The sequence below is a fragment of the Picosynechococcus sp. NKBG15041c genome, assembly GCF_055380235.1.
In genome coordinates this window covers 1-13,177 of the sequence record NZ_AP040366.1, presented here as the reverse complement: position 1 = coordinate 13,177, position 13,177 = coordinate 1, and the positions used below count along the sequence as shown (strand labels likewise).

The 13,177-nt window shown below is 43.7% G+C and carries 11 protein-coding genes; 8 read left to right on the top strand and 3 right to left on the bottom strand.

The features are described 5' to 3' along the window. Nucleotides 1-169 precede the first annotated feature (169 nt). The gene (gene cas3 / locus ACZ45B_RS14575) at nucleotides 170-2,392 is read right to left on the bottom strand and encodes a type I-D CRISPR-associated helicase Cas3' (protein ID WP_236612543.1); all 2,223 of its coding nucleotides are present in this window, start codon (nucleotides 2,390-2,392) and stop codon (nucleotides 170-172) included. 58 nt (nucleotides 2,393-2,450) lie between these two features. On the opposite strand from cas3, the gene ACZ45B_RS14570 reads away from it, so the two are divergent. After that, a complete protein-coding gene (locus tag ACZ45B_RS14570) occupies nucleotides 2,451-3,311 on the top strand; it encodes a WYL domain-containing protein (protein WP_024547053.1) in 861 nt (286 codons plus the stop codon). A gap of 107 nt (nucleotides 3,312-3,418) precedes the next feature. Here ACZ45B_RS14570 and ACZ45B_RS14565 read toward each other — a convergent pair whose 3' ends face one another. Further along, on the bottom strand, nucleotides 3,419-4,291 hold the full coding sequence (locus tag ACZ45B_RS14565) for a tyrosine-type recombinase/integrase (RefSeq protein WP_024547054.1): 873 nt from the start codon (nucleotides 4,289-4,291) through the stop codon (nucleotides 3,419-3,421). A gap of 83 nt (nucleotides 4,292-4,374) precedes the next feature. Here ACZ45B_RS14565 and ACZ45B_RS14560 point away from each other — a divergent pair, with 83 nt between their 5' ends. From ACZ45B_RS14560 to cas6, 7 genes are all read left to right on the top strand, one after another. Then, entirely contained in the window at nucleotides 4,375-4,608 is a 234-nt protein-coding gene (locus ACZ45B_RS14560; RefSeq protein ID WP_024547055.1) for a type II toxin-antitoxin system Phd/YefM family antitoxin, read from the top strand. Nucleotides 4,609-4,610: 2 nt separating this feature from the next. Beyond that, nucleotides 4,611-4,988: a type II toxin-antitoxin system VapC family toxin gene (locus ACZ45B_RS14555; protein WP_024547056.1), complete on the top strand. Its 378-nt coding sequence runs from the start codon at nucleotides 4,611-4,613 to the stop codon at nucleotides 4,986-4,988. 531 nt (nucleotides 4,989-5,519) lie between these two features. Then, nucleotides 5,520-6,962, top strand: a complete 1,443-nt coding sequence (locus tag ACZ45B_RS14550; protein WP_464675051.1) for a TIGR03985 family CRISPR-associated protein — start codon at nucleotides 5,520-5,522, stop codon at nucleotides 6,960-6,962. A 763-nt stretch (nucleotides 6,963-7,725) separates the two neighbouring features. Continuing rightward, complete coding sequence (locus tag ACZ45B_RS14545; protein ID WP_236612545.1) at nucleotides 7,726-8,862, top strand: hypothetical protein; 1,137 nt, start codon at nucleotides 7,726-7,728, stop codon at nucleotides 8,860-8,862. Continuing rightward, on the top strand, nucleotides 8,852-9,727 hold the full coding sequence (locus ACZ45B_RS14540; RefSeq protein ID WP_024547058.1) for a hypothetical protein: 876 nt from the start codon (nucleotides 8,852-8,854) through the stop codon (nucleotides 9,725-9,727). Before ACZ45B_RS14545 ends, ACZ45B_RS14540 begins: the two co-directional genes overlap by 11 nt. Further along, the gene (locus ACZ45B_RS14535; protein WP_236612546.1) at nucleotides 9,720-10,892 is read left to right on the top strand and encodes a pentapeptide repeat-containing protein; all 1,173 of its coding nucleotides are present in this window, start codon (nucleotides 9,720-9,722) and stop codon (nucleotides 10,890-10,892) included. The genes ACZ45B_RS14540 and ACZ45B_RS14535 overlap by 8 nt, the downstream gene beginning before the upstream one ends. Before the next feature lie 157 nt (nucleotides 10,893-11,049). Continuing rightward, nucleotides 11,050-12,156, top strand: coding sequence for a CRISPR-associated endoribonuclease Cas6 (gene cas6 / locus ACZ45B_RS14530; protein WP_024547060.1), 1,107 nt, complete (start codon nucleotides 11,050-11,052; stop codon nucleotides 12,154-12,156). A 31-nt stretch (nucleotides 12,157-12,187) separates the two neighbouring features. Here cas6 and ACZ45B_RS14525 read toward each other — a convergent pair whose 3' ends face one another. Then, on the bottom strand, nucleotides 12,188-13,177 hold the full coding sequence (locus ACZ45B_RS14525) for a hypothetical protein (RefSeq protein WP_024547061.1): 990 nt from the start codon (nucleotides 13,175-13,177) through the stop codon (nucleotides 12,188-12,190).

Below are 13,177 nucleotides of genomic sequence, written 5' to 3'. Positions count from 1 at the left end.
TATAAATTCAGACATATTTGACTACTTTATTTTTTCGTCCTATCCTAAATTTGCAGGCATCAGTAGTCAGGAATTGGCTTAATCCCGCTGTCGGGACTGAAATAAATACGTCTGTACTTATTGGCGAAAGCCATCTCGCGAAAAAAATCCCGACTACGGGACTGTTTTCCTAAAAAATCCATGCTTTACCTCCATCTTTTTTGAAGTAGTAAGCGAGGGTATCGATTAACAAAGCACTTTGCCCGAACGCAATCGAGTAAGGTGCTTTTGGGTCATGCCAACTATGGCGATCGCAGATCGGATAAATCTGGAAATGCATCGGTAGTTGTAGCCTTGCTCTCACCTCCGACACCGGACGAGGTAGCAAGTAAACCACCATGCCCTGTTTCGCCAACCGTTTATTGATCGCAGATATCCAATGATTATCAGGTTGCCAAATCTCGAAACCGTACAATACTTGCACTTCCCAGCGATTAATCAGATCCAATAGATCACCGTTGTACGTAAACTTCCAGTCCAGTCGCTCATCTTGGTAGCGCACCAACTCCATAAACGCCAGACAGTAATTAAACCGACCCTTCGCAATGGGTTGACCAGATTTTTGAATCGCTTGATCCAGTGATCGCCGATATTCCGCCTCCGTCACCGGTTTAATTTCTAGATTGCTTAAAATCCCTGGTAAACCATAGGCTTTAAAGCGAGATGCCTCATTACTTTCTGTTAAATCATAGAGACCACATTGCAGATCGCTTTTACCCCGAAAACTACAAGCCTCTTCAGCAACTGGATTTCCTTGTTTACCAGATAAATCATGCCACTCTTGCCCAAATTTTTTCCATTGATGGGCAACATAACCTATCTTAAAATCTAATGTTTGCTGACTTAGCTCGGCAAAAACTTTAATGCTCTCTTCATAGGTTTTCTGAATCGGTTTTTGTTTTAGATCTAAGAATAATTTGAAAGATTGAAACCCACCCCATTTTTGATAGTAACGATAGAATTGATTAATTGAGCGATATTCTGCTGCAACTATTTCATGAAAAAATGGACGCTCATAGGATTTATTCTGGGTTAACGGTGCATCATTTTTATCAAACAGGCGTTCTGTAAAAAAATTTGGAACTAGAGCGTAAGCCCGAAATGATTGAAATTTAATGAACTTATCTTCTTTTTTATAACCTTCATGACGACCTAATCGCCCTAGCCGTTGAATAAAATTCCCAGAATCTGCGGATTCAAAAAACAAGAAATTAATCTTAAAATCCACCCCCACGTCGATGGTACTCGTACCAATCACGAGATCTGAAGATAAAGATTTTTCTTTTGTCTCTTTACTAGACAGACCTGTATTTTCTCCTACCGTCAAACCATATGGCTCTAAATAATCTTTAAAAAAATAAACTAACCGTTTCACTGATGCCACTGAGTTTAGGATGATGGCTCCTTTACTACCCGGCTCAGAGAATTGCTCTAGGATTTTTTCTGCATTTTCCTTAAGCCATAATTCAGAAGCTCGACTATTCGACTCTAAAGCAATGAACTGTAAATTAATCTCACTGACAACTTTGCGCCAATTTTGCGCTAATAACTCTGCTTGATCTGCCTCCGCAACCGGAAATTGATATTTATTTTCTTCTTTGGGATCTATAACCTGGCAACGAAATCCGGCTATTTTTAGACGCTCTATAAATTTATGATCTGGTGTCGCTGAAAGGAAGAGAAATTTTTTATTTAGGCTCTGAGTTGTTCGTATCAGGAGCAGCGTATTTAAGACGCTAGATATTTGAGGAGCGGCAAAAACATGAAATTCATCAAAAATAAATAGCTCAAAATCCTGTGCAATACGTCCCCATAACTTATCTCGATTATCGTAGGGCGTTAAGTAGGCTCCTCGATGTAAATAATGGAAGATATCAGGGTTACTCAGCAGAATATCAGATTGACCTGAACGACTGGCGATCGCCGCTTCTTTTCTTAGATTTTCGTTTTCTGCATAAACCTCTAATAATTCACCACTGAGACGACTACATCGCGGCTTAACCTTAGGCTGAAAAAGGTCAATATAATTCTGAATTTGTGACTCTTGATCTCGCGCTAGCTCATTAGTGGGATAGAGAGAAATTACAGAAAATAACTTTTTAGTAAGGGGTTTTAAATAAGCGGCTAAACTTTTACCATCTCCTGTCATCGCCACATTAAAGACTACATCGATTTCAGGATTATTTAGAGCATCTAATGTTTCTTTCTGATGCCAAGCTAATGATGACCATCCTTGCGGTAACTTTACACTCGCAGGTAGAGAGCCCGCCGGAGCTGAAAACACGGGTTTAAGCGTAATCGAATAATCAGACATTGCTGGAGAAAGTGTACGTAAATCCTTGTTGATTTCCATTCTAGCTGTAAAAATCAGAAGTGACAGTACAAAAAATAATTAAGTGTACGTACAAAACATGGGTCGTAAAGGTCAGTCGGTTACCCTCTCGCTTCTGGAACGGGAAAAAGCAGAGCTTGAAAAGTTAGCTCTGGAATATGGATGTATATGGGGCGATCGCCCGAATATCTCTAAGCTCATCAAACTGATTGCCAAACGGGAGCTTAAAATCGCGCCGAATAACGATTGGCAATTAGAGCGAATTAATGCCTTGGAGCGAATACGAACATTTCTGATTGATCAGGGACAATTAGACGAGGCGATCGCCCTTGCCCAGATCTTAAGCGAACGAGGTGAACTCAAAGACATTGCCTTAAAACAAGAAATCGAAAAATTCTTACAACAGCCTCTACCAACATGGCGACAACGCATTGATAGTTTTATTCGCTGTCAACAACCCTTTCAGTTGTCTTATCAGGATGCCCAGGAACGAATTTGGAGTTTTGCGATTCATTACGCTCAAATTGTCACCCATGAAAAACGCCAATACCTTGATTGTTGGGCAACTGAAATTGAGGGTAATTTTGATTTACCAGAACTTCAGCATAACTGGAGTCTACGTTTAGACCGGATTCAAGATGCATCGGTCAGTCCCTTAAACCATAAATGGCGAGCCCAGCCTGATATGATCGCCGTAGAAGTGCATTTATATCGAAGTCTTGCCTTTAGCTACCAAGGAAAGAGTACTGATACCCATAACGACTGGCATTCTGAATTCCCTAAGACACGCCAAATTATTCGCAATATTACGAGTACCTTCTGGTTTTTCCGTGAAATACTGCCCTACGGTAAAGACTGCAAAATTATTAGTCCTGACTCAGTAGGTGATCGTCTTAAGGAACAACTAAGAGAACTCTGTCAGCTATATACACTTTTTTAGGATAGTTCACTACGAGCTTTTTTTGACATGGGGACATTCTCCTTCAATTTCGACTCATCGAGACTGTCCACTTTTTCGGGGTATAGTCAGCAAGCCACTTCTTAAAATCAAGCGGAATTGAGTCCACCCATGGCCGGGAGGTAATTGGCACTACCATCGGTTTCATTGGCATGGAGATAATTAGAAGTGACACTGATGTTGCTGTGACCGAGGTTGTCACTGAGGAGCTTGAGAGGACATCCCCCCGCAAGGCTATGGGTGGCATGGCTATGGCGCAAGTAGTGGGGCGAAAGTCTGATATTTAGGCGATCGCCTAAACTTTTGATGATGTTGTAGACCTGCTGCCGCGTTAACTGCGGCCCTTGACGCGAGCGAAACACATAGGGAGAATCCCCCCGCAATCGCTGTAAATATTGATAGAGATGGTCCGGGATATTGACGTGCCGCTGCTTATTGCCCTTACCAATGACCCGGAGGCGCATCCCTGTATCCGTTGGGCTGAAATCTGACCATTTCATCTCCACCAACTCACTGACCCGCAGACCGAGAGTGTATAAAGTCTGGGCAATCAACTCATTGCGATCGCTGTCCGCATGGAGCACCACAGCCTCCACCTGGGATTTAGTCAAAATCCGTTCATGGAGACAAGGGTGAGCATTGGGGGTTTTCAAAAGCACCACCGGATTAACCTGTAGATAGCCAGCCCGGTGGGCAAAATTGAAGAGACTTTTAATAATCGAAACTTTGCTGCGTTGGGTATTTTGGCTGTAGCGGAGAGAGAGCATTTGTTGCCACTGAATGAGGTCTTCGAGGGTAATCCGGTGGAGGGGCGCAAACTCAAAATGAAGCTGAAATTGACGAATAGTGGTGTGATAGGTCTGGCGGGAACGAAGATTAACCCGAGAGAGCCAAAGTTCAATGACATTGTCATCCTGGGCAGCACGGATGAGTTGTTGAGTGGGTGATGGGAGGGATGACATTGGAGCGAAGCTAAGATCTTCGCCTATTGTACTGGCCTTTGATATTTTTATATAATTAGACTAAGCTTAGCTAAGTATTGATGATGCATAATGCCAATATTCATGAAGCTAAAACCCACCTATCAAAATTGATTGAGGCGGTTTTAGCAGGGGAAAAGGTGATTATTAGTCGTGCCGGAAAACCTTTGGTTCGTCTTGTGCCCTACGAAGGTCTAAGTCAACCCAGAACCCCTGGTGGTTGGGAAGGTCAAATAAAAATAGCCGATGATTTTGATGCAGAATCCCCAGAGATTAATGCTCTGTTTTATGGGGAATAGCGATGCGCTATCTGCTAGATACCCATATTCTATTGTGGTGGTTGGAAAATAACCCACGTCTATCAGGGGCGATGCGGACGGCGATCGCCAATCCAGAATCCTTTGTATTTGTCAGTGCAGCCACGGTGTGGGAAATGTCGATTAAGCGGTCTTTAGGGAAGCTATCAGTACCTGACAACCTTTTAGAAATGTTGCAGATCAATCAGTTTGAAGTTCTCAAAATTACAGCGGAGCATGGATTGAAAGTGGGGGAGTTGCCAGACTATCACAAGGATCCCTTTGATAGGATGCTAATCGCCCAAGCCCAGATGGAAGAGTTAACCCTAATTTCTCAGGATGGGCAGTTTGAGCGATACGAAGTCTCTTTATTCAAGATATAAAGATTTTAAGCAATTAAAAAAGCATGATGATCCAAAAAGACTTTAGCGACTGAATTGCCTATCAGCAGGTTAATGAGTTAAAGGAGAACAAGAAATCAAACTAATTACTGCATGATGTCTGGTAAAGTTTTTTTGGAAACATCATGGGTTTTTTCTTGTAATTTTTTGACGACTGGGAAGGCAAGATGAGTTCAGCGTGGAAATTTTCTAAGATTTAAAGATGCTTGGCCATACTGCAGAACTATAGATTAAATAGAGGCATATTCTGTTTACTTCTATTTTAAAGTTACGTTTAGATATATGATTTTGACTCATGATTTTTGTAAACTTCAAAGTAAAAAAAATTAAATTATCTACTAAAGTACTGATTTGAAAAACAAAGTGACTACTTAAAAAGTATACTATAAAGTTTTGATAATCAAACGACAATTTATCAATATTTTGTTGTTACTGTCTCCACCAAGAACTACTGATTTGTATCATATTAATAATTAGTCTTAAAATACCTTAATAGTTGAAAGGAATCATTCAATGCTAGATATAGAAATATTTGCTGAGCCAACGCCAGAGCTTTTGAATTGGCTCAGTAGTGGCCAGTGGAGTAATCGTTTTTTGCGGACATTCCGGCTTTGGTTTTTTGTAAGTCGCTTATATTTACCAGATTTTGACTGGTTAGACTGCTGGCCTCGCTCTTTTTCCTACCCTCAGTTACGCGATCGCCTATTCGCCCCAACTCATCATCCGCAGGAAAGCAGCACTGTGGATCTCTTGAGCACTGCTTGTGCTAGTTCGGATTGCATTTGTCAACAATCTCTTAAAGAATTGATTGTTCCTCGTTTATCGATATCCCTCGAACAATGGTTAATAAAGGTTCAGGAATTAACGGGTTTGAGCGTAGAGGAGTTGGGGAAATTTTTAGATAGCGCCCCTTTCCTAACGGTACACCGCTCGATTCGTAATGATTTAAAATTACTGGTTGAATTAGGTTGGTTAGAAAAACCAACTTCTAGTTTATTTCGAGGCAAATCCTTGAAGATGTTGCCACAGCCGCCAGATAATGTATACCAGTCAGGACTCGAAAAAGTATCTTTAGAGGCCAATCAACAACGGGATCTCCTTCATGTTCTCCAGGCGATCGCTTTCGTGCAGCCCAACCTGGAAATCGTTGCTAGTCAGCTTTGGCATCAAGTAAACCAAATAACAGGCAACGCCTCAACCCAAAAGCGCTTATTTATTCACCTCGATTACATTTTGACAGATGAACTTCAGGAGAGAGTAGACGACTATCAAGTAACCTTAGAACAACTTTGGACGACCCCAGAAGGCGGAATCGTTCAATTTGAAAATTGGCTAGCTTTTGAGGAACGCAAAGTACAAGTGATCGTGTATCCGGTATGTTTACACTATGCACGGCGAGCAAAATATCTCAGTGCTTACGGTTTAGGGCCTTCTGCTCGGCTGGAATGGCACAATTATCGTTTAGATCGAATCGCTTCACCCCAATTGAAAGTATTGCCATGGGGTTCGGCTGCTGTTCCTCCGAAACTAAAAGCCTTACGTAATACAGGCCAGCTACCCACCTCTGAGTATATCGAGATGGCTCTTCAGGAAGCTTGGGGCTTTAATTTTTATTTGCCAAAGGTTTTTCTTATCCTGCGGTTCCCGAAAACCTTTGCTTATTGGTATGTGGAACGGTCAATGCGTCATGAAACTTTTCAGCGCTTAAACTATGAAGAAATCCCCCAAAATTTACAACAAACTATCTGTGATCCCCAGGAACGACAGAGTATTTTAAAGATTTTGGCAGAGCGATCACCTGAGGATTTGTACTATGGAGTATGGATTCGCTGGCAAGATACCAATGTGTTGATGCGTCTGCGAGACTGGCGGCCTAATGGAGAAGTAATTGCGCCCCTAGAGGTGCGCCAAAAAATGCGTGAGGAAGTCTCTACTGAATACCAATTTTATCAATAAGATATGTGGATGAATTTATTTCGGCATTATGTTTTAGAATCATTTATAAAATGAGCACTTAGATGTTCAGAACCCTCAATTTAATTATGAAAAAGAAAGCTAAATTTGAATTTTCTGGGTTGTAAATTGAATATCTTAATGCTGACTATTAATTTATTGATAAGACTTGGTTTGTTTATTGAATAATCTTATTCAGAATGTCAGTATCAACACATATGAAGGGAAATTTTCGATTGGCTTTATATTTGAAATGATTAGATACTTCTCTAAAAAAATCACGGTTAACATTGGGGTATTAAAATTCGAAAATTCTGCTTAGAATTATTCCATTTCAATAATAGAGATAATGGATTTTTTTCTAATTTTATTCTCCTGCTTCATTAGTTGAACTTTACTCTTTATTTTTCTGTATTTGTTAAATCAAAACTAGAAAATTTATGAGACATGCTGGGAATATAATGGTTTAAGGTACTGAGCATTATGACAAAGCATAAATTGAAGACTAAAAAATCTTGGAATAAATATTAATTTTCGAGGCTTTGATCTTAACTTTCAGGAAAGTATTTTGTGTAATGTGAACTATCTTTGCTTAAAGCTTGAACAGGGGTATTCATCGAATGAATATCCTGGGTGATATCAATTAAAAGATTAAGAACACAAAATTTCTCGCCTGTAGCAATGCCATTACTTTTCTGTGACCATGCAAACACCAATCCCGCCTTTTTCCGAATGTTATCCAACGAAACTTGAGTTTTCTACCCCTGTGATTCATCGTTCTGTTACTTCGCGGCAGCAGGTTGCCTATAAAGTTGCCTGCTTTCTCCTGAAATGTGCATTAATTTGTGATGCTCAAGATCTCCATGGCACAGCGATTGTGACTCAGGATTTAAAGCAACGGGCTTTTTTAAATGCAAGTCTTATTACAATTTCTAGTTTTGTAAATACCCTTGGCATTGCGCCATTTATTTTTATTGCTTTGAATGGTTTTGGGCTTTTTTTGTCCCCAGTTGCAGCGATCGCCGTCTTGGGAGGGATTAATGCAGCATCAAATAGCTGTGGGGCGATCGCTGCGAGACACGCGCCTGGTTATCGAGCGAATGCTTGGTGTGGTCTAGGAGGATTTTTGATGATTAATACTCTTTTGACCGTGTTTACGGGGCCGGGTATTGTCATGTTCACCAATAAACCTGCTGTGAGGCAAACATTAGCCGCAACGGTCATTCATAAACAACGGGAACGATTGGAAGTTCTCAAACAACCTGCTGAACTGGATGAACTCAAGGCTGAGATTAATGAATCTAAAGCACTCCTGCAGCAAATCGTCACGAAGGAGGGAGAAGCCGCTTCCCGAAATAACCCTGAATGGCAGCGGCTCCAGCTTAGCCTTTATGGTTCCTATGAGGAACGAAATACCGATTGGACGACAGTAAAAACCCCTAATTTGCCCCTGATCCAGAAGCTTGAACGTCTCGAAATAGAAAATATGGCTGCTTATGAGGCCGCCAGTGCCACATTAGATGAAGTTCTCAGTCGACGTACTGAATATGGGAATGATGTGCAATTTCTCCAGGCAGAAATGCCTCGACACTTTGAAAGTGATTTCAAGCCCAACCAGAACCTAAAGTCCCCGGCTGCAGGGGCAGCGATTGCCACTCAATTATTTATCAACGATTTCAAAATGGGTCGTTTTGAGCAACTCGCCTTTCCAATGCTAATGGCTGGAATTTCCGTTGTTTTGAGTGCTACAGCCTGCCTATTAACCTATAGTTTTGCCCGGAGTCCTGCTGTCCAAGATAGCTTTGACCCCAAGAAAAAGACTTTAGTACAAAACGCTGTGCATATCCTCCGTCAGCGCCATTACCAGGCTCAAGCAGCCAAGGATGAAATTCATGATCAGTAATTACCTGCCTCAATCTCGGTATGGCCCCGACCTTACAACTCTTGATCACATTGAAGCCACTGGTGAAGTTTATCATTCCTGGGAAGTAATGGAATTGATTCAGGAATTAGAACACCAGGAATTGGCGGAACTTGCGGAACGCGATCGCCAAAAACGAGAACAGCAAACTCAAGAGGAGTTCGAAGCGCTGGAACACCAAGGACGTGTCCCGCAACAATTAGCTGAATTGGAGGAATCTCAGTATCAAAAACAGGATCAGGATGTCCAAGGGAAATTAGAGTCAGAAGAAGTAGCCACATTAAGTGATTCATCCGTCTCAGTAAGCGTCAACTTGGCCATAGTTTCAGCTCACGAGGAAGAATTGATGGCTCTAGGGTCAGCGCTCAAGGAAGCCTGTCAAGGTTTATCCCATGCTTTAACGCCCATCATAGAAACCCCAGTGGTGCAATTTTCTGGCACATCAGCCGCAGTTCAAGATTACATTGAGCAAATTCATCGGATCATTATGCCGTTGATGAATTTAACCTACCAGTACCATGATCTCCTGGTAGCAACGGATCGCCGGGACAATATTACCCATTGTTACTATCAGCGGGGGCTAACCTACTGTGCCAATTACCTCACCCAACGGGCTACTCTAAGCACCTTGACTGCGGAATTTAAAACAGCGCTCCGGCCGGCGATCGCCCTAGAACGCATTTACCGTTATCTCGATCAACTGCCCAGCCTTTACTATTCCCTGACTAATCGACTGCTGCAAACGCTTTGGGCACAAGTGCCTAAATCAGATTTGTCCCCTGAATTTTCGACTCCAGAATATTTACCTGAAGAGGCAGTGAAAACACATGAAATCCTTGATGCGTAGCATTGTTCAAAATCTTGATGCTCTTATTTTTTGGCATCATACAGCTCCCTTTCGTCCTACTTTTTCTAAAGAGCGTCTTAATGATGCTCAGTTTCAACAGGCGATCCAAGGTGATCGCCGTGACTTTAGCCGAGTGGTATTCGTGGATGTAGATTTTAGCCAATATTCTCTCCAGGGGTTTGTGTTTTATCAAGCAGATTTTCGTCTGTCGAACCTATCAGCGCCTGGCGTTAACCTAGCGGGTGCGGAATTAACCGGTGCTTTTCTCCAAAATATGAACCTAGCTGGAGCAAATCTCGAAAATGCGATTTTGCGCCATGCGAACCTCGAAGGCGCTAACCTTTCCAACTGCAACCTCAAAGATGCCAACTTGAGTCGAGCAAATCTGACCAATGCTCTGTTCAATCAGGCTCAACTGACCGGAGCGACGCTGGTGCAAGCTAAGGCCCAGGCCGCTAATTTAAAGGAGATTCAAGGGGAGGGACTTAATGCCCACCAGGCAGATTTACGTGGTGCTAACCTCAGTGAAAGTATTCTCAATGGTGCAGTTTTAACCGGAGCTCAGTTAGATGGAGCCAATATTGCCCACAGCGAATTGCAGAGCAGTAACCTTGCTGAGATCCAAGCCTCCCAGCTTAATGGAGTTGGCTGTGATTTATCCGCAGCTGAACTACAAAATGCAAATCTTCAAGGGGCAAATCTTCAGGATGCTATTTTGCAACGGACGATGTTGCAGCAGTCAAATTTGGCGGGGATTCAGTGGGCACGGGCAGATCTGGCCTATGCCACTTTGAGTGGTGCTAATCTCAGTGATAGTGTCTTTGATAATGCGAACTTAGAAGGAGTCAACTTATCAAAAGCTGTACTGACAGATAGTAATCTAAATCATGCTTATTGCGCAGGAATCAATGCAGCACGAGCAAATTTGGCAGGTAGTAACCTCGCCAGTGCTGACCTTCGTGATGCGAATCTCCAGGGGGCTGATCTGAGCGGCGCTAACTGTGCATGGGCTGATTTGCGGGGAGCAAATTTATTAGGCATCAAAAGTGCTGGCTTGAGCCTAGAAAATGCTGATCTAACTGAGGCCAGCGTCTCGGCATTAGACAGCGTTGGTGCTACGATTTGGCTGCCCAAAGAACATGCTGTGCGGCGTCCATCTTATTAATAGAAAGGTCAGGTATGTCTATGGGTTGTTTACTAACTGATATTAATATCAGTTGAATGTATGTGGTCGTCGAGGATTTGGAAGTCTGAAAGTCTTAGATTTGAGCGAGTGTGGTAAAAACGGGTAGCAACAATCCGCTCAATTCTTCAATTCAGATATGACAGCAATAATCGAACTACCTCAAATCTTACAAGGGCAGAAAACAGAATTACTTGGATTGATTTTTGAGTTGTCGCCGCGTCAGGCTGGGGTTTTGGGTGAGCATTATGCCAAGGGCCTCCATGCATGGTTTTTGCATCAACTTCGTGAGGTTGACCCGGCATTATCTGCCTATCTTCATGATGGTCAAACAGAAAAAGCTTTTGCGATGTCGCGGTTATGGATCGAGGGGGATGGAGCGCGGTTAGCTTTTAAGCCGGGTTGTCATTGTGAATGGTCATTACATTGTTTGTCTGAGGTAGTGGTGGCGGGAGTAGTGGCTTGGCTGCAAAAACGATCGCCTCAGGTGATGCACCTGGGGGAATTTGAGTTTGCGATCAAGCGCATTGACATATCATTGCCAGCGACGACCTACCAGGAACTTTGGCAGAAACGGGTGGAATATCGCCTGGGCCTGAGTTTTTTGTCGCCGACGGGGTTTCGGCGCAAGGGCCATCATTTTCCGTTGCCGGTGCCGAGGAATGTCTTCCAGAGCTATCTCCGGCGATGGAATGATTTTTCTAGCTTACCGATAGAGTCTGGAGCATTTTTAGAATGGGTCGATGAATTTGTAGTAGTACGGAAACACCAACTTGAGACGCGGCGGGTGGCAGCAGGCAAACAGGGGATGATGACGGGTTTTATTGGATCTGCGGTTTTTAATGTTGTGACCAAGGGCAGAGCCCAGTCAAAATATTGTCGTTTGTTTTCGGCTTTAGGTTGGTTAGCACCCTATTGTGGTACAGGTCATAAAACGACATTTGGCCTCGGTCAGACTGTTTTAGGCGTTGAGCTTGTTGCGCCAGTATTGTCGGCGGCGGAATTGTCCGCCCAGATTTTAGGGGAACGAATTGAGGAACTCCAGGAAATCTTTCTGGCCCAACGGCAACGGCAGGGGGGCGATCGCGCGCGACGGATAGCAGAATTATGGGCGGAGTTGTTAGCGCGGCGGGAGCGGGGTGAGGCTCTGGGGGAAATTGCGGCGGATCTGGGGATTTCCTATGGCACAGCAAAAAGCTATGTGAAGTTAGCCCGGCAATCGCTCCAGGCCCTGGGCTCAGATTAGGGGCGATCGCCTTTTGGGTATTTAGGTGGTGTTAGTTTTGGTCGGCGTAGCTCCGGCGCACGAGTTTGAGATAACTTTTAGCGGTTTCGTAGGGCAGTTTGAGGCGTTGGGCGATCGCCTTGAGGGATTCTCCGGCTTGGTAACGCACAAAAATCGTCGCTCGGGTGCGACATACTTTTTGGGCGCGATCGCCGTTGGGTCGTTTTTGTTGTTGCAACAGATATTCTGTAACGGTTTCGATGCGCGCTTGGAGTTTTTCGGGGTCAAGAATCAGATCTAGGGGGCGGTTGGGGTGTTGTTCCTGGAACCGTTGACGCAGTAGTTCATTTTCGGCTTGGAGTTCTGCCAATTGCGATCGCCATTCGGTCGGCACGAGGGCGGGTTGTTCTCCTGGGGCGGCATGGAGTTCTTCTAGGCGTTTGATCGCCCGCTTGAGGGTTTTTCCCTGGACATGGACGGCGGTATGGATAATCTGTTGTAGGGAAATATCAACCACAGTGGGTTGCTCGACAATGTTATGGATTGCGTGGCGGTGCTTGAGGGCGATCGTCAAATCTTGTTTGAGGGCCGCCAGGGTCGCCTGGAGATCATTGGATAATGGGCTTGGGGTTTCGGTCATGGGGATCTGAAACAGAAAGCCGCCGGCATCCCAACCGGTAATACTCTGGATCCAGGTGCGAATCCCTAGGGTGGCAAATTTCCGAAATGCTTGTTGGGCTTCTTTCGTTGGTCGTTGGGACTCGAAGGCGTACCATTCCAAAATGCGGGCACAAACAAAGTCTTTCAGTACCTGGGCATTTTTAAACTCATCATAACTGCTTGACAGGGTTAAACTCCTGTTCTGTAAAGGTTTCAGAAATTCTGGACAAGAACTCGTTGACACTGAATTGACGAGTTGATTAACTGCTTGCCGACTAACACCGCAGAGGCGGGCTAAACCGGATTGGCTCATGCCTGATTCCCCAGTTGCCTGGATGGTGAAAAATTCGATGTCGTTTTCTTCGTAGCGTAAAATATTCAT

Bases quoted from the DNA above. Each gene is read 5' to 3' on its own strand.
- cas3 (WP_236612543.1), bottom strand. From the start codon at position 2,392: ATGGAAATCAACAAGGATTTACGTACACTTTCTCCAGCAATGTCTGAT.
- ACZ45B_RS14570 (WP_024547053.1), top strand. From the start codon at position 2,451: ATGGGTCGTAAAGGTCAGTCGGTTACCCTCTCGCTTCTGGAACGGGAA.
- ACZ45B_RS14565 (WP_024547054.1), bottom strand. From the start codon at position 4,291: ATGTCATCCCTCCCATCACCCACTCAACAACTCATCCGTGCTGCCCAG.
- ACZ45B_RS14560 (WP_024547055.1), top strand. From the start codon at position 4,375: ATGCATAATGCCAATATTCATGAAGCTAAAACCCACCTATCAAAATTG.
- ACZ45B_RS14555 (WP_024547056.1), top strand. From the start codon at position 4,611: ATGCGCTATCTGCTAGATACCCATATTCTATTGTGGTGGTTGGAAAAT.
- ACZ45B_RS14550 (WP_464675051.1), top strand. From the start codon at position 5,520: ATGCTAGATATAGAAATATTTGCTGAGCCAACGCCAGAGCTTTTGAAT.
- ACZ45B_RS14540 (WP_024547058.1), top strand. From the start codon at position 8,852: ATGATCAGTAATTACCTGCCTCAATCTCGGTATGGCCCCGACCTTACA.
- ACZ45B_RS14535 (WP_236612546.1), top strand. From the start codon at position 9,720: ATGCGTAGCATTGTTCAAAATCTTGATGCTCTTATTTTTTGGCATCAT.
- cas6 (WP_024547060.1), top strand. From the start codon at position 11,050: ATGACAGCAATAATCGAACTACCTCAAATCTTACAAGGGCAGAAAACA.
- ACZ45B_RS14525 (WP_024547061.1), bottom strand. From the start codon at position 13,177: ATGAATATTTTACGCTACGAAGAAAACGACATCGAATTTTTCACCATC.